22 protein-coding genes are annotated in these 22,635 nt (G+C 73.5%); 10 read left to right on the forward strand and 12 right to left on the reverse strand.

Annotated features, from left to right (window positions below; genetic code table 11):
• Positions 1–88: 88 nt before the first annotated feature.
• Positions 89–1,231, reverse strand: coding sequence for a transcription termination factor Rho (gene rho, locus AB0J04_RS39400; protein WP_363173469.1), 1,143 nt, complete (start codon positions 1,229–1,231; stop codon positions 89–91).
• A gap of 873 nt (positions 1,232–2,104) precedes the next feature.
• Between rho and AB0J04_RS39405 the strand changes: the two genes are divergently transcribed.
• Positions 2,105–3,001 carry a hypothetical protein gene (locus AB0J04_RS39405; protein WP_363173470.1) on the forward strand — a complete coding sequence of 299 codons (897 nt, stop codon included), beginning with the start codon at positions 2,105–2,107 and terminating at the stop codon, positions 2,999–3,001.
• Positions 3,002–3,257: 256 nt separating this feature from the next.
• Here AB0J04_RS39405 and AB0J04_RS39410 read toward each other — a convergent pair whose 3' ends face one another.
• On the reverse strand, positions 3,258–3,494 hold the full coding sequence (locus AB0J04_RS39410; RefSeq protein WP_363173471.1) for an SDR family oxidoreductase: 237 nt from the start codon (positions 3,492–3,494) through the stop codon (positions 3,258–3,260).
• A gap of 205 nt (positions 3,495–3,699) precedes the next feature.
• On the opposite strand from AB0J04_RS39410, the gene AB0J04_RS39415 reads away from it, so the two are divergent.
• Positions 3,700–4,425, forward strand: coding sequence for a class I SAM-dependent methyltransferase (locus tag AB0J04_RS39415; RefSeq protein WP_363173472.1), 726 nt, complete (start codon positions 3,700–3,702; stop codon positions 4,423–4,425).
• Positions 4,426–4,465: 40 nt separating this feature from the next.
• Here AB0J04_RS39415 and AB0J04_RS39420 read toward each other — a convergent pair whose 3' ends face one another.
• The 5 genes from AB0J04_RS39420 to AB0J04_RS39440 all read right to left on the reverse strand — a co-directional run bounded on the left by AB0J04_RS39420 (position 4,466) and on the right by AB0J04_RS39440 (position 8,921).
• A complete protein-coding gene (locus AB0J04_RS39420; RefSeq protein ID WP_363173473.1) occupies positions 4,466–5,632 on the reverse strand; it encodes a serine hydrolase domain-containing protein in 1,167 nt (388 codons plus the stop codon).
• Between the two features lie 110 nt (positions 5,633–5,742).
• Positions 5,743–6,711, reverse strand: coding sequence for an acetylxylan esterase (locus AB0J04_RS39425; protein ID WP_363173474.1), 969 nt, complete (start codon positions 6,709–6,711; stop codon positions 5,743–5,745).
• Positions 6,712–6,818: 107 nt separating this feature from the next.
• Positions 6,819–7,406 carry a DUF3592 domain-containing protein gene (locus tag AB0J04_RS39430; RefSeq protein WP_363173475.1) on the reverse strand — a complete coding sequence of 196 codons (588 nt, stop codon included), beginning with the start codon at positions 7,404–7,406 and terminating at the stop codon, positions 6,819–6,821.
• Positions 7,407–7,537: 131 nt separating this feature from the next.
• Positions 7,538–8,323, reverse strand: coding sequence for a ferredoxin reductase (locus tag AB0J04_RS39435; protein WP_363173476.1), 786 nt, complete (start codon positions 8,321–8,323; stop codon positions 7,538–7,540).
• Entirely contained in the window at positions 8,316–8,921 is a 606-nt protein-coding gene (locus AB0J04_RS39440; RefSeq protein ID WP_363173478.1) for a sulfite oxidase-like oxidoreductase, read from the reverse strand. The genes AB0J04_RS39435 and AB0J04_RS39440 overlap by 8 nt, the downstream gene beginning before the upstream one ends.
• A gap of 209 nt (positions 8,922–9,130) precedes the next feature.
• Between AB0J04_RS39440 and AB0J04_RS39445 the strand changes: the two genes are divergently transcribed.
• Together AB0J04_RS39445 and AB0J04_RS39450 are read left to right on the forward strand one after the other, a co-directional pair.
• On the forward strand, positions 9,131–10,063 hold the full coding sequence (locus AB0J04_RS39445) for an NADP-dependent oxidoreductase (protein WP_363173479.1): 933 nt from the start codon (positions 9,131–9,133) through the stop codon (positions 10,061–10,063).
• Positions 10,060–10,821 carry a GNAT family N-acetyltransferase gene (locus AB0J04_RS39450; RefSeq protein ID WP_363173481.1) on the forward strand — a complete coding sequence of 254 codons (762 nt, stop codon included), beginning with the start codon at positions 10,060–10,062 and terminating at the stop codon, positions 10,819–10,821. The genes AB0J04_RS39445 and AB0J04_RS39450 overlap by 4 nt, the downstream gene beginning before the upstream one ends.
• Here the strand turns inward: AB0J04_RS39450 and AB0J04_RS39455 are convergent.
• On the reverse strand, positions 10,782–11,222 hold the full coding sequence (locus tag AB0J04_RS39455; protein WP_363173483.1) for a MarR family transcriptional regulator: 441 nt from the start codon (positions 11,220–11,222) through the stop codon (positions 10,782–10,784). The two genes, AB0J04_RS39450 and AB0J04_RS39455, sit on opposite strands and share 40 nt — an antisense overlap.
• A gap of 260 nt (positions 11,223–11,482) precedes the next feature.
• Here AB0J04_RS39455 and AB0J04_RS39460 point away from each other — a divergent pair, with 260 nt between their 5' ends.
• The gene (locus tag AB0J04_RS39460; protein WP_363173484.1) at positions 11,483–12,292 is read left to right on the forward strand and encodes a putative protein N(5)-glutamine methyltransferase; all 810 of its coding nucleotides are present in this window, start codon (positions 11,483–11,485) and stop codon (positions 12,290–12,292) included.
• On the opposite strand, the gene AB0J04_RS39465 is transcribed toward AB0J04_RS39460, so the two are convergent.
• A complete protein-coding gene (locus AB0J04_RS39465; protein ID WP_363173485.1) occupies positions 12,285–12,986 on the reverse strand; it encodes a hypothetical protein in 702 nt (233 codons plus the stop codon). The two genes, AB0J04_RS39460 and AB0J04_RS39465, sit on opposite strands and share 8 nt — an antisense overlap.
• 125 nt (positions 12,987–13,111) lie before the next feature.
• Positions 13,112–15,178: a SpoIIE family protein phosphatase gene (locus AB0J04_RS39470; protein ID WP_363173486.1), complete on the reverse strand. Its 2,067-nt coding sequence runs from the start codon at positions 15,176–15,178 to the stop codon at positions 13,112–13,114.
• A 243-nt stretch (positions 15,179–15,421) separates the two neighbouring features.
• On the opposite strand from AB0J04_RS39470, the gene AB0J04_RS39475 reads away from it, so the two are divergent.
• The 4 genes from AB0J04_RS39475 (at position 15,422) to AB0J04_RS39490 (ending at position 19,613) form a co-directional block, all read left to right on the forward strand.
• On the forward strand, positions 15,422–16,369 hold the full coding sequence (locus AB0J04_RS39475; RefSeq protein ID WP_363173488.1) for a hypothetical protein: 948 nt from the start codon (positions 15,422–15,424) through the stop codon (positions 16,367–16,369).
• 127 nt (positions 16,370–16,496) lie between these two features.
• On the forward strand, positions 16,497–16,865 hold the full coding sequence (locus AB0J04_RS39480; protein WP_363173489.1) for a hypothetical protein: 369 nt from the start codon (positions 16,497–16,499) through the stop codon (positions 16,863–16,865).
• Between the two features lie 99 nt (positions 16,866–16,964).
• On the forward strand, positions 16,965–18,980 hold the full coding sequence (locus tag AB0J04_RS39485) for an NADPH-dependent 2,4-dienoyl-CoA reductase (RefSeq protein ID WP_363173490.1): 2,016 nt from the start codon (positions 16,965–16,967) through the stop codon (positions 18,978–18,980).
• Positions 18,981–19,022: 42 nt separating this feature from the next.
• Positions 19,023–19,613 carry a PadR family transcriptional regulator gene (locus tag AB0J04_RS39490; protein WP_363173491.1) on the forward strand — a complete coding sequence of 197 codons (591 nt, stop codon included), beginning with the start codon at positions 19,023–19,025 and terminating at the stop codon, positions 19,611–19,613.
• Here AB0J04_RS39490 and AB0J04_RS39495 read toward each other — a convergent pair.
• Both AB0J04_RS39495 and AB0J04_RS39500 read right to left on the reverse strand, forming a co-directional pair.
• Positions 19,610–20,149 carry a hypothetical protein gene (locus AB0J04_RS39495; RefSeq protein WP_363173492.1) on the reverse strand — a complete coding sequence of 180 codons (540 nt, stop codon included), beginning with the start codon at positions 20,147–20,149 and terminating at the stop codon, positions 19,610–19,612. The genes AB0J04_RS39490 and AB0J04_RS39495 overlap by 4 nt on opposite strands.
• Before the next feature lie 168 nt (positions 20,150–20,317).
• On the reverse strand, positions 20,318–21,262 hold the full coding sequence (locus AB0J04_RS39500; protein ID WP_363173494.1) for a fibronectin type III domain-containing protein: 945 nt from the start codon (positions 21,260–21,262) through the stop codon (positions 20,318–20,320).
• Positions 21,263–21,729: 467 nt separating this feature from the next.
• Here AB0J04_RS39500 and AB0J04_RS39505 point away from each other — a divergent pair, with 467 nt between their 5' ends.
• Positions 21,730–22,548, forward strand: a complete 819-nt coding sequence (locus AB0J04_RS39505) for a glycoside hydrolase family 75 protein (RefSeq protein ID WP_363173493.1) — start codon at positions 21,730–21,732, stop codon at positions 22,546–22,548.
• Positions 22,549–22,635: the final 87 nt, after the last annotated feature.

The raw sequence follows: 22,635 nt of genomic DNA on the forward strand, positions 1-22,635 counted from the left end.
TAGCTCCGCTACGAGGACTCTCGCCCGGCACACCGAGAGCACGCACCGAACGCCGCTCCTTCTCCCACGGAGATCCATCAGAAGCCCCCTAGGCGACAGGCAGCGTCGGCTGGATGCGGCGCAGGAAGGTCTGGTTGTCCGGGGTCTCGCGCAGCCGCTGGAGAAGCGTCTCCAGGTTCGCCTGGCCGTCCCGGGTCCGGAGCGCCCGGCGCAGTGCGCGCACCGCGGTCAACTCGCCGGGGGAGAGCAGGAGTTCCTCGCGGCGGGTGCCGGAGCCGTCGATGTCGACGGCCGGGAAGACCCGGCGGGAGGCCGGTTCGCGGTCGAGGCGGAGCTCCATGTTGCCGGTGCTCTTCAGCTCCTCGAAGTAGAACTCGTCGGCGCGGGAGCCCGTTTCGACCAGGGCGGTGGCGAGGATGGTGAGCGAGCCGCCCTCCTCGGCCGCACGCGCGGCGCCGAAGAACCGCTTGGGCCCGATCAGCGCGGTCGCGTCGACACCGCCGCTGAGCGTGCGGCCCCCGGCGGCGGCCGCGTTGTTGTGGGCACGGCACAGCCGGGTCAGCGAGTCGAGGAGGATCACGACGTCCTCCCCCGCCTCGACGAGCCGCTTGGCCCGCTCGATGACGAGCTCGGCGAGGGCGATGTGCTGCTTGGGCACCCGGTCGAACGTCGAGGCGTACACCTCGCCGCGCACCGAGCGCCGCATGTCGGTGACCTCCTCGGGCCGCTCGTCGAGCAGCGCGACCATCAGCCGGGCCTCGGGGTGGTTGCCGGCGACGGCGGCGGCGACCTGCTGGAGCAGCACGGTCTTGCCGGTCTTGGGCGGGGCGACGATCAGCCCCCGCTGGCCCTTGCCGAGGGGCGAGATCAGGTCGGCGACCCGGCCGGCCAGTCCGGCCGCCGGGTGTTCCAGCCGCAGCCGCTCGTGCGGGTGCAGGGGCGTCAGGTCGCGGAAGTCCCGGCGGCCCCGCAGGGCCTCGGGGATACGGCCGTTGACGCGGGCGACCTCGGTCAGGGCGCGCTGGGTACCGCGCACCCCTTCGACGAGATCGCCCTTGCGCAGGCCGTGACGGCGGATCAGCGCGGCCGGGACCTGGAGGTCGGCGGGCGTGGGCAGGAAGTCCGCAGGGCGCAGGTGCCCCTTCCCGCTCGCGTCGATGTCGAGGACACCGGCGGCGACCCGGGCCGGAGGCTGCTGCTGTACATGGGGGTGTTCGAGAGTGGTGGTCATGATGGCCGGTCCTTTCACGGACGGAAGGCATGAGGCATGCGAAGAGGGGGAGAGCAGCCGCGAAGGGAGGGCGCACGGCGCGCCTCGGGCGGCGGGAACAGCACCTCGGCCACGGCAGAACAGGACGCCGGTCGAGATGATGTGAGAAAGCCGCTGCACCGGCCGGATACGGCGGGTGGCACGGCGAACTGAGAATGAACTGGCACCGGCGCCTGGAGCAGGCGTACACAAGTGCTGATCGCACTGTAGCACACCGCCGGCACGCCGACCGGTCTCACAGGACTCGACACGGCCGGCACGCCGCTTGTTCCCGGACGCCGTCCGGCGCCGGCGCATACCAGCCGTACGAACCCCCGACGGCCCCGGAGCGACGCATTTCCTGTTCCGGCGAAAGGCCCTCCCTGCGCTGTCGCCACCGCACTTGGGCGGCACGAACAAGGGACTTGGGCGATCAAGGGTCGACCGGCGGGGAAAATCGCCTTCACCAGCGGCACGGGAGCCGGAACAGGACGTGCGGCGGCACTGGTATTCGCGGCGGAAGGGGCGACTGTGTTCGGCTGCGACATCGACGCGGACGGCGACGCGCCCACTGCGTCTCCATCCGCCTCGGCGCCGTCGTGCACATCGACGCGCTGCGGGCCGGCATGCCGTTCGTCATCCTCCAGCCCACCACCATCTCCCTCGCCGCCTTCATCGGCCGGTGCTGCCGCTGGGCATCCAGCCGCTCGCGCGGAGCCCGTGCACAGGCGCATACACAGGGGAGAGGCCGGGCGGAAGTCCCGGCCTCTTTCAGGTTTGCCACAGATGTCCCCAGAGGGTAACGATCCGTGACGGCAGGGGACTTGACAGCTATTACTGCACTATCTTCACGTCATGTCCACGCCGCCTCAGCCTCCGGAGCAGCCGGAGCAGCCGTCAGGGGCGCCGGCCCAGCCGAGCGCGTACCCCTATCCGAATCCGCAGTCGCCGGCCCCCGGCGGGCCGTTGGGTTTCCCGCCGGCGGCGCCCGCGATCCAAACCGGTCAGCAGAGCGTCCATGCCCAGCCGACCCTGGTCGGCGTCGGGCAGCCCGCCCAGCCCCAGCCGGGCAATCCGTACGCCCAGCCGGGCCAGTACCCCGTCGTCGGCCCCCCGCCCACAGGGGGCGGCGGCGCCGGAAAGGCGGTCCTGTGGGCCGTCGTCGGCGCGGTGGTGGCGTCGGCCGCGTGGGCGGCCGGCGTCTTCCTGATCAGCGCCCGGAACGACGCGGACCTGCGCGGCTACTCGGCCCCCTCCAACCTCTGCAACTCCGCCGACTACTCGTCGTTCCAGGACGAGTACCCCGAGGACGACGGCACCCCGACGCACAACACCCTCGAGGACACCGCCCTCGACCAGGGGTACTGCAGCATCAGCCTGAAGAAGACCGGCTCCAGCTACTCGGACGCCTACCTCTCCGTCCAGCTGGACCTGCACAAGAAGACCGACCCCGGGCCGGAGTTCACGGCCACCTGGAAGAACTACGGTGACAGCCACTCGGGTTACGACGTGGAGGAGGTCACCGGCATCGGTGACGAGGCCTATCTCGTCAGCGAGGACACCACCAGCGGCACCACCACCGGCTCCCGCTACGCCACGCTCGCGGTCCGCGACGGCTGGGTCACCTACACCATGGGCTACAGCGCCTACCTGTCCTCGTACGACGACGACAAGGACCCGCCGGAGCTCGACGAGGTGACCGACTGGCTGAAGACGGACACCAGGGCCACCCTGGCGTCGCTCAGCGACTGACGTCCGGTCCCGGCTCGGGTGCGGTGGCCGACCGGGGCCTGTCCGGCCGAGCAGGTCGCAGGAGATCGGCGGTGCCTGCTCAGTGCCGGGAGCGGGGTGTGGGGCGTGCAGCGGCAAGGCGGAGGAGGGCATCGACGCGCTGGGGGAGTCGGCAGCCGACGACAACGCCGCTGGGGGTACCCCCTCTGGGGGGCGTGTGCCACACCCCGCGTCTGCGGCATGATCGGCCGGGCGGGCCCAGGCGGGCGGTTTCGCGTCAGCGGTCGGCCGTCGGCGTGTCCAGCGCGTTCGTGATCGCCTTCACCCCGCCGTGCGCCGCGTACCCGCCGTCGACGGTGATCTCCGCGCCGTTGACGTACGACGCCTCGTCGGACAGCGGATGGACGACGAGCGGCGCCACCTCGTCGACCGACCCGGCCCGCCCCTGGGGCGTCATCGCCAGGTGCGCCTCGACGAACACCGGGTTCGCGCCCGCCTGGCGGCCGCCTTTCACCGCCCTGTGTGACTTCCATGAAGCGGGCCGTGCGATCCGAGGCGTCGGGTTCCGGGATGTCTGCGCACGGCCCCTACGGCCCACCGGAGCAGGCTGGTTCACTCCCACCCGTCGCCTGCCCCCAGGAGGCGGAGTCCGACCGGGCCTCCGCCTCCAGGCGAGCCCTGATGCCGCCGAAGCGGCGGGCCGCCGTAAGGTGACAGGGATGTTCAGCCCCGAAGGCCCCACCCTGCGCGAGCTCGCCGTCCAGGCCCTGTCGTCCGTCGAGCGCGGCTACGACCTCCTCGCGCCGAAGTTCGACCACACGCCGTTCCGCACCCCGGACTCCGTCCTGGACGCGGTCACCTCGGCGCTGAAGGAGTCCGGCCCGTACGAGGACGGCCTCGACCTGTGCTGCGGCACGGGCGCCGGGGTCGACGTCCTGGCCACGGTGTGCCGGACCGGCGTGACCGGGGTCGACTTCAGCGCGGGCATGCTCGACGAGGCCCGCCGCCGGACCCGTCAGACCGGCCCGCGGGTGTCCTGGGTCCGGGCGGACGCCCGCGCCCTTCCCTTCGCGGCCCGCTTCGACCTCGTCGTCAGCTTCGGCGCGTTCGGACACTTCCTGCCGCGCGAGCTGCCGGGCCTGTTCGCCCAGGTGCACGGTGTGCTGCGGCCGGGTGGATGCTTCGCGTTCCCCGTCCTCGCGCCGCCCCGGTCGTCCTCCCCGGCCTTCTGGACGCTCCTGGGCTTCGACGCCGTGATGCGGGTGCGCAACGCCGTGTGGCGGCCGCCGTTCGTGATGTACTACCGGGCCTTCCGGCTCGGTGAGGTCCGGCGCGAACTGGAGCACGCCGGATTCCGCGTGGACCTCCGCGCCCTGCCCGAGTTCGGCACGCGCGGCGACGGAAGTCCACGCGTCCGGCTGGTCGAGGCACGGCGGACCGACTGAGCGGCCCCCCGGCAGCCCCGCGCCCCCGCCGCGCCGGTGCTCAGAGCGCGCTGTACAGGGCGTCCACCAGCGCCTGCTTCCGCGGGTCGTCGGCGATGTGCGGCCCCATGCGGTTCATCACGTACCCGAGCGACACCCCCGCCTCCGGATCCGCGAGCCCGCAGGAGCCGCCGAAGCCGTCGTGTCCGAAGGCGCGCGGGTTGGGCCCGTACGATTCCGTGGGGCCGCTCAGCCACAGCCCGAGCCCGATCTCCGTCTCGTGCCCGAGCCCGGTGCCCAGGACGATGTCCAGGCAGCCGCCCTGTCCCTCGCGGACCCGCTCGGCGGCCTCGGGGGAGAGGATCCGCTGGCCGTCGTACGTGCCCCGGCCGGCGAAGATCCCGTAGAGCGCGGCGACGGCCCGGGCGGTGCCGTGACCGTTGGCGGCCGGGATCTCCGCGGCCCGCCAGCCCGGTGAGTTGGCCTCGGTCGCCCCGAGCACGGGGTTGGCCAGTGCCGCGAGGGCGGCGGGCGCCAACTGGCTGAAGATCGCGGCCTGTTCGCTGGTGGAGGCGGTCGGCGGATGCACCAGCTCGGCGGCCCGCCCGGCTTCCTTCTCCGGCAGCCCGATCGTGAAGTCGACGCCCAGCGGACCGGTCACCTCCCGCTCCAGGAAGGCCCCCGGCAGCAGCCCGGACACCCGCCGCACGACCTCCCCGACCAGGAAGCCGTAGGTGAAGGCGTGGTAGCCGGACCGGGTGCCCGGCTCCCACCAGGGCTCGGTGGCCGCGAGGCGCGCGGTGGTCAGCTCCCAGTCGTAGAACTGCTCCAGCGAGTGCGGCTCGCGCAGACCCGACAGGCCCGCGCGGTGGGACAGCAGATGCCGCACGAGCACCCGTTCCTTGCCCGCCGCGGCGAACTCCGGCCAGTAGTCGGCCACCGGCGCGTCGAGGTCGAGCAGCCCCCGGTCGGCGAGGATGTGCGCGCACAGCGCCGTCGGGCCCTTCGACGTGGACCACACGTTGACTACCGTGTCGCGCTCCCACGCGCGCGTGCGGGCCGGGTCGGCCCAGCCGCCCCACAGGTCGGCCACCGGCACGCCGTCGACCGTGACGCTCACCGCCGCGCCCAGTTCGCCGCGGCTGCTGAAGTTCTCCTCGAAGGCGGTGCGCACCGCGGCGAACCGCGGGTCGCAGTGGCCGTGAACCTGTGGCACGTGTTCGGACATGGGGCCTCCGTGGTCCGCCGGGACCCCGGACCGCGACGCTGCGACCCGGGCACCCCGAACGTACCGACTGGTCGGACCGGGGGGAAGTCGCCCGACCCGCCCGGCGGGGGTCAGGCGTACGAGCGCAGCCAGCGCAGCTTGGCCGCCTCCTGGTAGGGGCCGCCGCCCTCGTGGTCGTTGAAGTCGTAGACCTCGATCGCCTTGTCCTCGTGCGCCCAGGCGTTGAAGGCGGCGAACACGGTCGACGGCGGGCAGGTCTGGTCCTCCAGGGCGGCCGAGAACAGCGCCGGGGCCGACCCGCGCGAGGCGAAGTGCACGGCGTCGAAGTAGGAGAGGGTGCGCAGGGCGTCCTGGGTGCGGCCGCGGTGCGTCTTGAGGAACAGGCCGATCTCGCGGTACGGGTGACGGTCCGTCAGCGTCGCCGCACGCGGGAAGTCGCACAGGAAGGGCACGTCCGGGGCGATCGCCGCCAGGTCCGGCACCAGACCGCCCACCGCGAGTGTGATGCCGCCGCCCTGGCTCGCGCCGAGGGCCACGGTCCGCGACGCGTCCGTCAGCGGGTGGGAGCGGGCCGCCTCGATCGCGCGCACGCCGTCCGTGAACACCCGGCGGTAGTAGTAGTTCTCGGGGGCGTCGATGCCCCGGGTCATGAACCCGGGGTACGAGGGCGCGCCGCCCACCGGGTCCGCGGTGCCGCCCCCGGCGCCCCACGCGCTGCCCTGGCCGCGGGTGTCCATGATGAAGTGGGCGCGGCCCGTCGACGCCCACAGCAGATGCTCGTGCGGCAGACCCCGTCCGCCGCCGTAGCCGACGAACTCCACGACCAGCGGCAGCGGTTCGTCGGTTTCGGCCGGCAGCGTCAGCCAGCCCTTGACCGGGTGTCCGCCGAACCCGGCGAAGGTCACGTCGTACACCCGCACCGTGGCCAGCCCCGTGTCGACCGGTTCGAAACGGGCGTCCAGATCGTGCGCGCGGGCCTCCTGGAGGGTCTTGGACCAGAAGGCGTCGAAGTCCTCGGGCTCGACGGACGCGCTGCGGTACTCGTGGAGCTCCTCCAGGGACAGGTCGAACAGGGGCATGAAGGACCGCCTTTTGTTAAGTGCCCGTACGAATGATCACACCGTACGTGGGCGGCGGGAGCCCTCGCCAGACCCTCATCAGGAGCTTCAGAGCCTGATCAGGAGCCTCAGGCGGGCCTGCGCCGGGTCCACTGCGGCTCTGTGCGGGCCCATTCCCGCTCCCACTCGCCCAGTCGGTGCCGCATCGCCGTCCGGCGGACGACGGTGTGCCCGAGCAGCACCACGGCGGCCGCACCGCCGGCCGCGCAGGTCGCCATGGTCAGCGTGTGCTGCCACACCATCGTGTCGCTCGGCGGCGCCGCGACGCTCCGGCCCCGGTCGTCGAACCACACGTCCACCGTGTCGCCCTGCCGCGTTCCCTCCTGGACCCGCGCGGTGGCCGTGCGCGCCTTCTCGCCGGGCGGCGTCCAGCGCACGGTCACGCGGTACGTCTGTCCCCGGACGCCTTCCGCCGTCGGCAGGGCGTCGGGAACCTTGCCGACGACCTGGGCCCGCACCCGGTGGCGTTCGGCGCGCTGCCGGTCCGCGACCGTCTGCGCGTCGTCATGGGCCCAGCTGCCGGCGAGCGCCCCGGCCAGGGGCACGGCGACCAGCAGCAGCACGGCGACGACGAGCGCCGTCCACGCTTCCAAGACGTCGGACCGGCGCCGCAGCGGATTGTCCCGCCAGCGCCGGTCGCGCACCCGGATTCGCATGTCGACCTCCTCGCCGTCACGCGTACGAGTGCCCTCAAGAGGGTCGTACCCCGTTCGGAGTACATCGTTTCACGCATCGTGCACGACGGCCCCTCGACGGCCCTCGGGGCGGCGCGGGCGGCCGGCGGCGGTCAGCCGAAGCGTTCGATCCGGATGCGGTCCACCGGCTGTCCCGCCTCGACCAGCAGCCGCGAGGCGTGCTCGGCGAACGCGTTCGAGCCGCACACGTACGCCTCCCAGCCGTCCGCGGGCCGCTCGGCGAGCAGCGGGGTCACATGACCGGCGGCGAGCCGTCCCACGCGCACGCCCGCCGGGGCGCTCCGGGTGAACACGGGCGTCGTCTCCGCGCCGTACTCCCGCGCGTAGATCAGCTCCTCGGGGCTGCGCGCGGACACCAGCAGCCGCAGCGGCACGTCGAGGCCGCGCGCCCGGTGGTGGCGGACCATCGACATCAGCGGGACGACCCCGGAGCCGGCCCCGATCAACAGCGCGGGCCGGTCGCCCGGCCAGGCGAAGAAGCCGCTGAGCGGGCCGCGCAGCTCCACCTCGTCACCGGGCTTCGCGACGGTGTGGAACCAGCCGGAGACCTCGCCGCCGTCCACGTGGTCCAGGGTCAGTTCGAGGTGCCCGTCCTCGTCGGGCGCGGAGGCGATCGAGTAGTGGCGCTGGGCGGTGTAGCCGTCGTCGGCGGTCAGCCGCAGCATCAGGTGCTGGCCGGGCAGATGCCCCGCCCAGGCGGGCGCTGCGAACCGGAAGGTGGCCGCGTGCGGGGTCTCGCGGCGGACCTCGGTGAGCGTCGCCGTCTGCCACAGGGCGGCGGCGCGGTTGCTCACGGCGATCCGGCCGGGCACGGCGAACCGGGTCAGGGGCGTGAAGGTCCCGGCGGACGGGGTGGGGGCGGCGATGGCCTCAGTCACCGGAGTACCTCTGCTCCTCCCAGGGGTTGCCCCGCGCGTGGTAGCCGTTCTGCTCCCAGAAGCCCGGCTCGTCGTGGTCGAGGAGACGCAGGCCCGCGATCCACTTGGCGCTCTTCCAGAAGTACAGGTGCGGCACCAGCAGCCGGGCCGGACCGCCGTGCTCGGCCGGGAGCGGCTTGCCGTCGTACTCCCAGGCGATCCAGGCCCGCCCGCCGGTCAGGTCGGCGAGCGGCAGGTTGGTCGTGTACCCGGTGTGCGAGTACGCGACGGCGTGGGTCGCACGCGCGTGGGGCCGGACGGCCGCCAGGAACGCGTCCAGGGACACGCCGCCGAACCGCACCCCGAACTTCGACCAGCTGGTCACACAGTGGATGTCGCCCTCGTACGCGGACTCCGGCAGCGTGTGCGCCTCGTCCCAGTCCCAGGTACGCGGCGCCTCGACCAGCCCGTCGACACGGAAGGTCCAGTCGGCGGGCGTGAGGTCGGGGGTGACCTCGGCGGACAGCACGGGCCAGTCGTCGCCCGCGTCGTACTGGCCGGGGGGCAGCCCGGGATCGAGGACGCGCGGACGGCCGGTGAAGCCTCGGGTGACGGTCATGGGGTTCCAGCGTGAGGACGGCGGTCGGTTACGCGGTCAACCGTACGTGCAAGTCGACCGTGCTCCGCACCGGGGCCGTCCGTCGATCATCAAGGCCGTATGAACACTCCCGTGGGCCGGGAATACCCATCGCCCCTCCGGCCCTTGCACGTGTCGTCCCGGATCGGCGATCCACCGATCCGGCGTCGGAGAAGGAGAGTGGGTAGGCAATGCCGAAGGCGTACGTGTTCACCCGGTACGGCGGCCCTGAGACGGAGGCGCTCGTCGAGCTGGAGCGCCCCCGGCCCGGGCCCGGCGAGGTGCTCGTCGCGGTGCGCGCGGCGGGAGTGAACCCCGTCGACTGGAAGCAGCGCACGGGCTACCGGCGCCCCGGCGAGACCGCCGAGCGCGTCTTCCCCTCGGTCCTGGGCAACGAGGCGGCCGGCGTGGTCGAGGAGACCGGCGAGGGCGTCACCGGGTTCGCGCCCGGCGACGAGGTGTTCGGCACCGCGGTCGCCGGCGGCTACGCCGAGTACGCGCTGCTGGCCGCCGGCATCACCGCGCACAAGCCCGCCGGACTGTCCTTCGCCGACGCCGCGACCCTCCCGGTGGCCGCCGCGACCGCCTACGACGGCGTCCATCAGCTCGGCCTGTCGGCCGGGGCGACGCTGCTGGTCACCGGCGCGGGCGGCGGAGTCGGCGTCGCCGTCGTACAGATCGCCCACGCGCTCGGACTGCGCGTCCTGGGCGTCGCGAGCGAGGGCAAGAAGGACTTCGTCGAGTCGCTGGGCGCCGTGCACGTGCCGTCCGGCCCCGACTGGGCCCATGCGGCGCGGCTGGCCGCCCCGGACGGTGTCGACGGCGTCTACGACCTCGTCGGCGGCGAGGTGCTGCACGGGGCGGCCGCCCTGGTGCGCGACCGCGCCCGGCTGATCACCGCCGGAGCCCCGGCCGAGGAGGTCGAGCGGCTGGGCGGCGCCCGGGTGGCCCGCGCCCGCAACGCGGCCGTCCTGCGGGCGGTCGCGGAGCTGGTCGTCCACGGCGACCTGAACCCGCACATCACCCGCACCTTCCCGCTGGAACAGGCGGGCGAGGCCCTCCGCGAGATCGAGAACGGCCACACCCGCGGCAAGGTCGTCCTGGAGATGGGAGCGGGCATATGAGCACCGCCGAGTCGCGGCCCGTCGAGCTCCCGCACGTTCTCGACCATCCCGCCCGCGCCGCCCTGACCGGGCCGCACGCGCGCTTCGCCGAGCGTCGGGGGCGGGTTCTGCGGTATCCCGTGGAGGTGTCGCCCTGGCTGGCGCTGCCGGAGGAGCCGGACGGGGACGACTGGGCGGACCTCGCCGCGCTCGCGGGGGCCGGGGCGGAGGTCGCGTTGGCCGGGTTCCGGGGGGAGATCCCGGACGGCTGGGAGGTCACCTTCCGGATGGACGGCGTGCAGCTCGTCGACGACGGGCTGGCCGCCGCACCCGACCCCGAGGCGATCCGGCTCGGCCCCGCCGACGTACCCGAGATCCTCGACCTGATCGCCCGCACCCAGCCGGGGCCGTTCGCGGCCCGCACCATCGAGCTCGGCGCCTACCTCGGCATACGCCGGGACGGCGCGCTCGTCGCGATGGCCGGCGAGCGGCTCCACCCGCCCGGCTGGACCGAGATCAGCGCGGTCTGCACCGACCCGGCCTTCCGCGGTGAGGGCCTGGCGACCCGGCTGATCCTCGCCGTCGCCCACGGCATCCGCGAGCGCGGCGAGACGCCCTTCCTCCACGCCTCCGCCGGCAACGTCGACGCGATCCGCCTGTACGAGTCCCTGGGCTTCCGGCTGCGCCGCCGAACCACCTTCCTGGCGACCCGGGTTCCGGACGGGCTGGGGCGCGAGGGTCAGTCGGCCGCGGAGGCGGGACCGGTCCACGCGTTGTAGCGCACCAGGCACTGCGCGAACCGCTCCAGGTCCTCCGCCGGCCACTGCGCCAGCCGTTCCCGGAAGGCCGTGCGGCGGCTCTCGGTGACCTGGGCGAGGAGGCGGCGGCCGGCCGCGGTGAGGTGGAGGAGCTGGACGCGGTGGTCCTCGGGGTCCTGCCGCCGTTCGATCAGGGCGCCGCGCTCCAGGGCGGCGACCTGACGGCTGACCGTGGACTTGTCCAGGGCGTAGTGCGCGGCGAGGTCGGTGGCCCGGCAGCCGCCGCTCTCCTCCAGGTGCCCGAGGAGCGTGTACGACACCAGCGACAGTTCGGGGTGCAGCCGGTCGGCCGAGGCGCGGGCCCGCCGTGCGAAGGCCGTCATCTCCCGCTGGATGGTCTCCAGGGCCTCGGCTGCTTCCACCGGCACTCCCTCGCTGCTTCCCCGCTCACCTGGTTGCATAGTACAACTTGACGTGCCGGGAGGGGGAAACCACGAAGAGCATCTGATCGTTGGGGTAATGTGGCCGTCCGGCTGCGGAGGTCCCCAGTCGTGCGAGGCCGAGGAGGTGAGACCCATTACCGCAGTGTCAGGTCGGGTGCTCTCCTCCCGTGTCGGCGTGGGCCGCCGCCCGTAGGAGACCGCGAGAGCGCCCTTCGGCATCCGAAAGGCTTCTCGGCTTCATGCCCCCACTTTCCAGTTCCTCCCCCTTTTCCTCCGACGCCCATGTCGCCGCCCTGCGCGCCGCCGGATGCGTCTTCGCCGAGGACGAGGCGGAGTTGATCCGCACCGCCGCCCGCACTCCCGACGAGGCCGTCGCCATGGTGGAACGCCGCGCGTCGGGCCTGCCCCTCGAACACGTCGTCGGCTGGGCCGAGTTCCACGGCCTGCGCATCACCGTCGAGCCCGGCGTCTTCGTGCCCCGCCGCCGCACCGAGTTCCTCGTCGACGAGGCACTCGCCGCCGCGCCGCACGCCTGCGTGGTCGTCGACCTGTGCTGCGGCTCGGGCGCGGTCGGCGCCGCTCTCGCCGCGTCCCTCGGGCAGGTCGAACTGCACGCCGCGGACATCGACCCGGTCGCGGTGCGCTGCGCCGGGCGCAATGTCGCGGGCTACGGGGGGCACGCCTATCGGGGCGACCTGTTCGAGGCGCTGCCCGGCCGACTGCGCGGCCGGATCGACATCCTCGCCGCCAACGTCCCGTACGTTCCCACCGACGAGGTCCCCCTGCTGCCGGCCGAGGCCCGCGAGCACGAGCCGCTCACCGCCCTCGACGGCGGCGGCGACGGACTGGACGTGCTGCGCAGGGTCGCCGCCGAGGCCCCGCAATGGCTCTCCCCCGGCGGCTGCCTTCTGGTCGAGACCAGCGAGCGTCAGGCCCCGGTCGCCGTCGAGGCGTTCACCCGCGCCGGACTCGCGGCGCGGGTGGCCGAGGACGAGGAGCGGTACGCCCACGTACTCGTCGGGATCAGGGCCGAGACCGGCGTCAGGTAGCCGCGCCGCTGCGCGTGGGACCGGGGGAGCGGTCGTCGTCGCCCCGGTTCCACGGGCCGTGCCCCGGGAAGCCGCCGCGCCGGTTCTCCTTGCCGTGGTCGTCGAAGGTGCCGGACAGCACCCGGTCGGCCGTGTTCTTGTCACCGGAACGGGAGCCGACGACGTACACGGTGTCGCCCTTCTTCAGCGTGCCGGCCCCGGAGCCGGCGGTGTCCTTGCCGGAGCCGGAGGCGTCGGAGCCCACCGTCCACGTCCACGAGGCGCCGTCCTCGCTCTTGACGGTGACCTGGTCGCCGGACACCTTCTCGACGGTGCCCCGCTGCCAGACGCGGACCACCCAGTCCCCGGTGTCGGGGTCCTTGACGGTCGCCTCGCCGTGCGCCGCGTCCCCGCCGAGCCCGAACCACGGGCCGCCGTGCCCGTGCCGTCCGCCGGGGCCCTCGGAGGAGGACGCGGACGGCGCGGCGGAGGGTGAGCCGCCGTCGGAGCCGCTCGACGTCGCCGCGTAGGCGACGGTGCCGCCCAGTGCCAGGACGGCGACGGTCGTGGCGGCGATCACCGCACGCCCGCGCGCCGACCGGCGATGCCACAGCGCACGCAGATCGGCGCGCTCTTGAGCCTTGTGCCCCTCGCCTCCCTCGTCGGCCGACCCCGAGAGCAGTTCGACCTCGTGCGGCCTTTCCGGCTCCTGCATCACGGCTCACTCTCCTCGCCCACTACGGCGCCGCCGCTGCCACGCCTCACTGTGATTGTCCGAGGCGCCCGGTAAGGAAGCGGTAACAAAAGCCTGTGAATCGGGGCGTGCGGGGCGCGCGCCGCTCACTCCCGGGTCAGCGCCCGTGCCACCAGCAGGGCCACGTCGTCGTGGTTGGCGGGGTGGTGCAAGGCCGCCAGCAGCAGGTCGCAGAGCTCCTCCAGTGGCCGCGCCGGATCGTCCAGGAGCGCCAACAGCGCGTTCAGACGGTCGTCGAGGGAGTCCGTGCGGGTCTCGACGAGCCCGTCCGTGTACAGCAGGAGCTGGTCGCCGGGGGTGAACTCCACCTCGGTCGTGGAGAACGCCACCCCGCCCACGCCCAGCGGAGCGCCGGTCGGCAGGTCGAGCAGCTCCGGCGGACGGCCGGGGCGCACCCGGGCCGGCGGCAGATGCCCGGCGTTGGCGATCCGGCAGCTTCCCGACCGGGGGTCGTGGACGGCGTACACGCAGGTGGCGATGGAGTGGTCGAGGCCCTGGGTGATCCGGTCGAGGTGCTCCAGCAGGACCGCCGGGTCCAGGCCGAGGGAGGCCAGCGTGGTCGTCGCGGTGCGCAGCCGGCCCATCGTGGCGGCGGCGTCGATGCCGCTGCCCATCACGTCGCCGACGACGAGCGCCGTCCTGCCGTCCTCGAGCGGGATGACGTCGAACCAGTCGCCGCCGACCTCGGTCGTGGCGCCCGCGGGCTGGTAGCGGGAGGCGACCTCGAGGCCGCCGGTGACGGGCGGATGGCTCGGCAGCAGGCTGCGCTGGAGGGTGAGCGCGGTGGTGCGGGCGTTCTGGTACCAGCGGGCGTTGTCGATCTGGACGGCCGCGCGGGCCGCCAGCTCGCGGGCGAGCAGCAGGTCGTCGCGGCCGAACGGCAGGGGGTTGCGGGTCCGTTTGAGGTCGAGGGCGCCCAGCACCTCGCCGCGCGCGATGAGCGGCACGGCCAGATAGGAGTGCACGCCGGCCCGGGCCAGCAGGCGGGCCGCCTCCGGGGAGCGGGCGATGCGTCCGAGGTCCTCGTCCTTGACCTGCGCCACCATGATGGGCCGGCCCGAGCGCACGCACTCGGTGACGAGCCGGTCGGGCGCGTAACGGGCCACCTGCCCGGGTCGGTCGGCCGCCGCCAGCGCGTCCGGCTCGTCGTCGGCCCGTACCGCCAGGGCGCGGATCACGGCCGATTCGGCGGGCCCGAGGCTGGTCCGTCGGCCCGCCACCACCGCGTCGAGCAGATCCACCGCGGCCACGTCGGCCAGCTCCGGCACCGCCACGTCGGCCAGTTCGCAGGCCGTGCGTTCCAGGTCCAGGGTGGTGCCGATGCGGGCCGAGGCGTCGGCGATGAGCGTCAGCCGGCGGCGCGCGGCCTCCGCCTCGACGGCCGCCCGGTGCTGGTCGGTGATGTCCGCGACCGAAGCGGCCACGCCCAGGACCGTGCCCCGGCCGTCCTCCAGGCGGTACATGGACACCGACCAGGCGTGATCGTCGTCCGGGGCCGCGGCGGTGCGTCCGACGGTGTGCCGGGCGACGAGCGGCACACCGGTCCGCAGCACTTCGAGGGCTGCCGCGTCCAGGGTCTCGGTGTCCAGCCCGGGCAGCAGCTCGCGGACCCGCCGGCCGAGGTGCTCTTCGGCCGGCAGCCCGTTGATCCGGGCCAGCGCGGGGTTGACCGAGACGAACCGCAGCTCGGTGTCCAGCACGGCGAGCCCGATCGGGGACTGCTCGACCATCCGCGTGGACAGGGCGACGTCCCGCTCCAGCCGGTGCACCGTCGTCTGGTCGGCGGCGAGACCGAGGGCGTAGATCCCGCCCTGGTCGTCCAGCAGCCGCATGTTGCGGAACTCCACCAGCCGGGCGGCACCGTCCTTGCGCCGGATCGGGAATGCCCCCGCCCAGCTCTGGCCGGTGGCCATGACGTCCGCGAAGAGTTTCACGACGAGGTCGACGTGCCGTTCGTGGACCATCACCCGGGCCGCGTACCGGCCCAGCGCCTCCTGCGCCGAGTAGCCGAACAACTCCTCGGCCTGGGGGCTCCACAGCACGATATGGCCGTCGGTGTCGAGTACCACCGAGGCCACGTTCAGCACGTCCAGCAGCCAGCTCGGCCCGGTGGGGCCACCGCCCTCGGCCGCGGACGCTCCGGCTGCACTCATGCCACGCACCGCCTCCGCATGTCGACGCGGCACGCCGTCCCCCGTGCCGACTCCCCCTGTTCTACCGTGCTCAACCCTTTTCTCCCACGACTTGGGCGCTCTTCTTCACGCTCCTCCGGTACGGAGTCGCACGCCGTTCTCCTCAGGGTCCGCACCTGTCCATCGAATTGGTCTGTACATGACTATCACGGGAGGCCAGACTGTCCGCCGAGCGCGCTCCCACCCCCCTCGACGAGGAGTCCCATGTCCCTGCGCCCTGCCCGCAGCCGTCGCCCCGCAGCCCGTACCGCCCGTACCGCCCGTACCGCCCGTACCGCCCGTACCGCCCGTACCGCCCGTACCGTACGGGCCGCCCTCCTCGCGCTGGCCGTCGCCACGGTCACCGCCCTCTCGGCGGCCCCGCCCGCCGCGGCCGCCGACACCTGGACCGAGGTCGGCTCCGACCGCGCCGACCCGCTGACCGAGAGTCAGGGGCTGACGTCCGTGGAGGTCCCGGCGAACAGCGCCAACCGCTACACCGGCATCGGCGCCATCCCGCTCTCCGTGTCCAGCCGGGGCTGGAACCACGTCGGCGACCCGGACGCCTCCTACGACGGCTACTACGTGGAGCCCTACCAGAGCGACTCGGGCACCTCGAAGATGTACCGCGTGCAGGCTCCCGGCGGCGCCTGGTCGGAGTACGTCCACGCGCTGAGCTCCGGCGAGGCCCTGAACAACTCCTGGGTGGCGATCACCCCCGACAGCCGGTGGATGCTGTCGGGCGAGTACGGCACCATGACCCGGCTCCTCGTCCTCCCGACCCCCGGCGCCAACCCGAGCACCTCGCCCTCGGCGAACCTGCCGCAGGTGTCCACCGTCCGCCTCGACCACGCCGTACGGGACGTCCAGGGCTGCGACTTCACCGGCCCGACCACCCTGCTGTGCTCTTCCGACGACCCGGCCGGCACGCTCTTCGGCGTCACCAAGCCGCTCCTGCAGATCGACCTGTCCGCCGCCCCGAACGGCGCCTCCGACGTCACCGGCCATGTCACGGCCCTGCGTCAGCTGCCGCTGCGCAGCTCCTGCTCGGGGACCTTCGAGGCGGAAGGCATCGACTACGACCGCCGTACGGGCACGCTGCGCGTGATCGTCGTCTCGCCCGGCTTCTGTGTGTTGACCGACAGCAAGACGTATCGGTTCACCAAGAGCTGATCCCTCACTGGTCCCCTGCGGCCAGTGGTGCTTTTCTGGGGGTGTGGCGCGGTTCGCGGGGCCGTGTCGCTGTGCGGCTCCGCCGTGTGCGCACAGCCGCGCCACCGCCACGAGAGGAGCGAGAACGATGGATCGTGAGCGTCTGCACGAGGAGCCCGTCTCCCTCGAGATCAGTGGATGCAGCAAGGAGGACGCCCGGATCGTGTTCGACACGCTGAACGCGTGCTTCGAGTCCGACCGGGGTCCCGACGACACGCCGCAGCAGCTCCATGAGACCCGGCCGATGGTGTGGCTCGGCACCTTCGAGGTCACCGACGCCCGTGCGTGCCCGCCGCCCGCCCGGCTCTCGTCCTCCGTGGAGGCCGACGCGCAGGGCGGTTACTGGGCGATCGAGCGGCTGCGCTCCACGCTGGACTCCCTGTTCGCGGTGCGCGACCTCGCCTCCGCCTCCGGGGACCAGGAACGCGAGCTGCACGTTCTGCTCGAAAGCCGGTGACCTGCGGCACAGTCCGAGACCTGATTGTGCAACTAGTTGCATAAACCGTGCGCGGTCCTCTAGAACTGAGGTCGACCAATGCCGCGCACGGAGGCCGCCATGAGCCCGTACCCCCACCTGCTGAGCCCGCTCGACCTGGGCTTCACCACGCTGCCCAACCGCGTCCTGATGGGCTCGATGCACATCGGCCTGGAGGAGGCCGAGCGCGGCTTCGAGCGCATGGCCGCGTTCTACGCCGCCCGGGCCCGCGGGGGAGTGGGACTCATCGTCACGGGCGGCATCGCCCCCAACGACGAGGGCCGGCCGTACGAAGGCGGCGCCAAGCTCACCACCGACGCGGAGGCCGAGCAGCACCGGACGATCACCGACGCGGTGCACCGCGAGGGCGGCCGGATCGCGATGCAGATCCTGCACTTCGGCCGCTACGCCTACCACCGGGACCTGGTCGCCCCCAGCCCGCTCCAGGCCCCCATCAGCCCCTTCCCGCCCCGCGAGCTGACCGACGCCGACGTCGAGCGCACCGTCGACGACTACGTCCGGGCCGCCCGGCTGGCGAGGCGGGCCGGCTACGACGGCGTCGAGATCATGGGCTCCGAGGGCTATCTCATCAACGAGTTCATCGCCGCGCAGACCAACCACCGCACCGACCGCTGGGGCGGCTCCTACGAGAACCGGATGCGCTTCCCGGTCGAGATCGTCCGGCGAGTGCGCGAGGCGGTCGGCGAGGACTTCATCGTCGTCTACCGGCTGTCCATGCTGGATCTCGTGCCCGGCGGCTCGACGCTCGACGAGGTCGTCACCCTCGCCAAGGCCGTCGAAGCGGCCGGCGCGACCATCATCAACACCGGCATCGGCTGGCACGAGGCGCGGATCCCCACCATCGCCACGTCGGTGCCGCGCGGCGCCTACACCTGGGTGACGAAGAAGCTCATGGGCGCGGTCTCCGTGCCGCTGGTCACCACCAACCGCATCAACACCCCCGAACTCGCCGAGCAGTTGCTCGCCGAGGGCTGCGCGGACATGGTGTCGATGGCCCGCCCGATGCTCGCCGACCCCGACTTCGTGGCGAAGGCCGCCTCGGGCCGGCCCGAGGCCATCAACACCTGCATCGGCTGCAACCAGGCCTGCCTCGACCACACCTTCGGCGGGAAGATCACCTCCTGCCTGGTCAACCCGCGCGCCTGCCACGAGACCGAGCTGGTCCTCGCCCCGACCCGGCTGCGCAAACGCGTCGCCGTGGTGGGCGCGGGACCGGCCGGACTGGCCTGCGCGGTGTCGGCGGCCGAACGCGGCCACGAGGTGACGCTGTACGACGCGGCGAGCGAGATCGGCGGCCAGCTCAACGTCGCCCGCCAGGTCCCCGGCAAGCAGGAGTTCGACGAGACGCTGCGCTACTTCCGCCACCAGCTCGACGCGCACGGCGTGGACGTCCGCCTCGACACCCCCGTGGCGGCGGCCGACCTGGGGGACTACGACGAGGTCGTCGTCGCCACCGGCGTCGTCCCGCGCACCCCCGACATCCCCGGCGTCGACCACCCGAGCGTCGTCGGCTACCTCGACGTCCTGCGCGACAAGGTTCCTGTGGGCGACCGGGTCGCGATCCTCGGCGCGGGCGGCATCGGCTTCGACGTCGCCGAGTTCCTCACCGACGGCGGCGACAAGGCGAACGAGGACCCGGCGGCCTACTTCCGCCAGTGGGGCGTCGACATGGACTACCGGGCCCCCGGCGGTCTCGCGGCCCCCGAACGCCCCGTCCCGCCGCGCACGGTCCACCTCCTCCAGCGCAAGACGACCAAGGTCGGCTCGGGCCTCGGCAGGACCACCGGCTGGATCCACCGCACGGAGCTCAAGCACCGGGGCGTGCGCATGGTCCCGGGCGTGCGCTACGACCGGATCGACGACGCCGGACTGCATGTCACCGTCGGCGAGCAGAGCACCGTCCTGGAGGTCGACACGGTGGTGCTGTGCACCGGTCAGGACCCCCGCCGGGAGCTGTACGACGAGCTGGTCGCCGCCGGCGGCAGCGTGCACCTCATCGGCGGCGCCGACGTCGCGGCCGAGCTGGACGCCAAGCAGGCCGTCAAGCAGGGCACGGAGCTGGCGGCGGCGCTGTAGAGCGTCGTGGGACCGTCCGGGCGCGTCCCTAGGATGACTGGCATGTCACTCCCGCACGCGATCCTCACCGCCCTGCTCGAGAGGCCCTCGTCGGGGCTGGATCTGACCCGCCGGTTCGACAGGTCGATCGGCTACTTCTGGTCGGCGACGCACCAGCAGATCTACCGCGAGCTGGGAAGACTGGAGGCCGAGGGCCAGATCCGGGCCCTGCCGACCGAGGCGCCCGCCCGCGGCCAGAAGAAGGCCTACGAGGTCCTGCCCGCGGGCCGCGCCGAACTCGCCCGCTGGACGGCCGCCGCCCAGGACCCGAAGCCGCACCGGGACGCCATGCTGCTGCGGCTGCGGGCCGCGGCCGTCGTCGGCACCGCGGGTCTGGAGGCCGACCTGCGCCGCCATCTCGAGCTGCACCGACGGCAGTTGACCGAGTACCAGGAGATCGAGGCGCGCGACTTCCCGCCGGGCGAGGAGAGCGCGCAGGCCAGACTGCAGCATCTGGTCCTGCGCGCGGGCATCGAACTGGAGACCTTCTGGACCCAGTGGCTCACCGAGGCCCTGGAGGGCCTGCCCACCGTGGCGGACGGGAGCGGCCACAGCGGGAGCGGCCGCAACGGCGGCCACGGCGGGAGCGGTTAGAGCCGGTACGGCTTCGAGCGGCGGCGCAGGAACCAGGCCGCCGCGATGATCCCCGCCCCCACCAGCGCGCCGCCCACCCCCATGGTGACGGGGCCGACGTCACGGGCCGCGCCGCCGAGACCGCCCATGACCCCGCGCGAGGGCGAGGCCGTCGCCGAGATCGTCGGCGTGGACGGAGCGGAGACGATCACGGACTGGGTGCCCGCGGTGCTGCCGTTGGAGCACATGACGACGACCGTGTACGTGCCCGGGGAGACGGCCGACCAGGCCGCGGACTGGCCGGCGGTCGTCCCGGACAGTGCCACCTGACGCCCCTGGGCGAAGCTCCCCTGGCTGCTGGTCAGCAGCGCCGCCGTGCCCCAGCTGCCGTTGATCAGGGTGCAGGCGCTGGTCACCACCGACACCGTGGAGCCGGCCGTGCTCACGGAGATGCCCGAGACCCGGGCGGCGGCCGGCCCGGGGGCCAGTACGAGGGGCAGCGCGGCGGCGGCTGCCACGGTCAGTCCTGAGCGGACGAGAAAACGGGAAAAGCGCATCGGACGTCCTCCGGCGGCGGCACGGTCAGCGGTACATCCCTTGCGCCGCCGAGGGGTCGGGTACGCCCGTGCTGCCTCAGGGGCAGCCAACGTGCCCCGGCCCCGTCCCGCATGCGGACCGCGACCGGACAGGTGACGGATTCCACCGGACGGCCCATGCGGGAGCCGTCACCGGCGGGCGCCGGTGGTGACCGTCCGCTCCTCCGAGAACGCGCCCCACGTCCCGTCCGGCAGCCGGGCCCGCAGCCGCACCCGATGACCGGTCCCCGCCTCGCCCTCCCGCCCCGCGTAGAAGCTGTACGTGGCCCTCCCCGCGGGCGGGGTCCCGCCCCACACCAGGGAGGTGGCCGGCTGTCCGTCGAGCTGGATCTGGTACTCGGCGACCACACCGTCCACCCGGGGCGGCGCCCAGGACAGGTCGATGTAGTACGCGCCGTCCGCGAGGTGGGCGCCGGCCCGGAAGTCGGCCGGCGCGGTGTCCGGCCCCTCGTCGGCGCCCGGCTCGGTCGTGACGCGCACGGGCGGGCCGGCGGGGGAGACGTTGTCGGCCGCGTCCCGGGCCCGGACGGTGAACGAGTAGCGCGTGCCCGGCCGCAGCCCCGTGACCACCGTCGCCGTCTGGCCCCCGCCGACGCTGTGGATCTTCACGCCGCCCTGCTGGACGTCGTACGACACGACCTTGCGGTCGTCCGTGGACGCCGACCAGGACAGCTGGACGGCCCGGCTCCCGGCGGCCCGGCCGGTCACCCCGCCCGGTGCGGTCGGGGCCGCGCGGTCCGCCGCCCCGGCCGCCGGCGTCGTGGCCCGCACCTCCCGGCTGCGCGGCCCGAGCCGCCCCTCGGCGTCGCGGGCCCGCACGGTGAAGACGTAGCTCGTGGCGGGCGAGAGGCGGACGACGTCCAGCATGCGCGTGGAGCCCGGCACGTTCCCGACCGGCGCGCCGCCGCGATACACCTCGTACGCGTCGACGGCCGGGTCCGCGGCGACCGCGTTCCACATGACGTGCACGCTCGTCGCGCTGCCGGCCTCCGCGGTGACCCCCGTCGGCGCGCCGGGCGCGCCTGTGTCGTCGGCGACGCCGCCCGCGCACCCGCACGAGAGGGCCGCTGCCAGTCCCCACACCACAACCCACAGCACAACGCGTCGCACGGCGTCGCCTCCCGGCCCGGCACGGTTGCAATGGTCCGGACCAATATGACGTGATGGCGCGAGCACATCAAGAGGGCGAGACGACTCTTGGGCCTGGGGCCTGGGGCCTGGGGCTGGGGCTGGGGCTGGGGCTGGCGCTGGGGAGTGCCGTCGGTGGCCGCTCCCGGAAATTACGTATGCTGATGGTCCTCGCGGCTGAACTCGACCTGCGTGCTGATGAGTTCATGCCGGTGGCGCGGACCGCTGTCGTCGCTGTTCCCGCGCCGGCGGAGTGGCCCGGGGACCCGGAGCCGAGAGCCCCGGGCCCCGGCCCCTGTCGCCCGCTCGCCCGGCCGCGTGCACCGTACGGCCCCCTCGGAGTGGCCGCGTGGAGGCGCTGACACCAGATTGTTCCGAGTGTCCGTCAACGTCCCCACGAGAGGGTCCTCATCGTGCGCGCCAAGTCGCTGACCCTGGCCGCGGCCGGCCTCGCCCTGCTGGCCTCGACCGCCCCGGCCGCCGCCGCTCGTCCGTCCTCGGGCGCCCCCGGGGCGCCGGTGCTCCGGCAGGAGGGCTCGGTCCTCGCCGCCGACCTGCTGTCCCGGGTCCGTGACTGCACCCAGGTCTCCACCGGCCGGTACCGCACCGACGCGGGCGCACCCGCGACCATCCCGGTCTGCGGCACCGAGGAGGCGGTGTTCTGGACGGCCGACATGGACATCGACTGCGACGGCCGTCCGAGCCCGCAGTGCAACAGCGGCACCGATCCGCTGTTCTCCGACGCCACGGCCTACACACAGTCCGACGGCCGCTATCTGAACGCCGCGACCCTGCCCTACATCGTGGTGCCGGGGGCGAGCGGCATCTGGGACCACCGGGCGCACGGGGTGCGCGGGGGAGCCGTCGCGGCCGTCGTCTACCAGGGCAGGGTGCAGTACGCGGTCGTCGGCGACACCGGACCCACCGGGATCATCGGCGAGGCGTCGTACGCCACCGCCGAGGCGCTCGGCATCCGCCCCGACCCGCGCGGCGGCGGCACGCCCTCCGGTGTCACGTACATCGTCTTCAAGGACTCCCGGGCGACCCCCGTCGAGAGCCACGCCTCCGCGGTGGAGGTGGGCGACCGATTGGCGCGACAGTTCGTCCAGGGCGCGGGAGCGGGCGCGGGAGCGGGCGGCGCGCCGGCTCGGCCGTCGGCGCGACCCGAGGCCGAAGGAGAGGCCCGGGAGATCGTGGACGCCGAGATCGGCGAAGGGGGCGAGGGGGACTAGGTGACTGGTGTTAAGCGGGCTTCTCCGAGTTGCCGGTTCAGGGCCGAGGGCGTCACATCGCCTCTGTCCGTCTGCGGTTTGGGCCGT

It is taken from the genome of Streptomyces sp. NPDC050263, assembly GCF_040655955.1.
Lineage (GTDB): Bacteria > Actinomycetota > Actinomycetes > Streptomycetales > Streptomycetaceae > Streptomyces.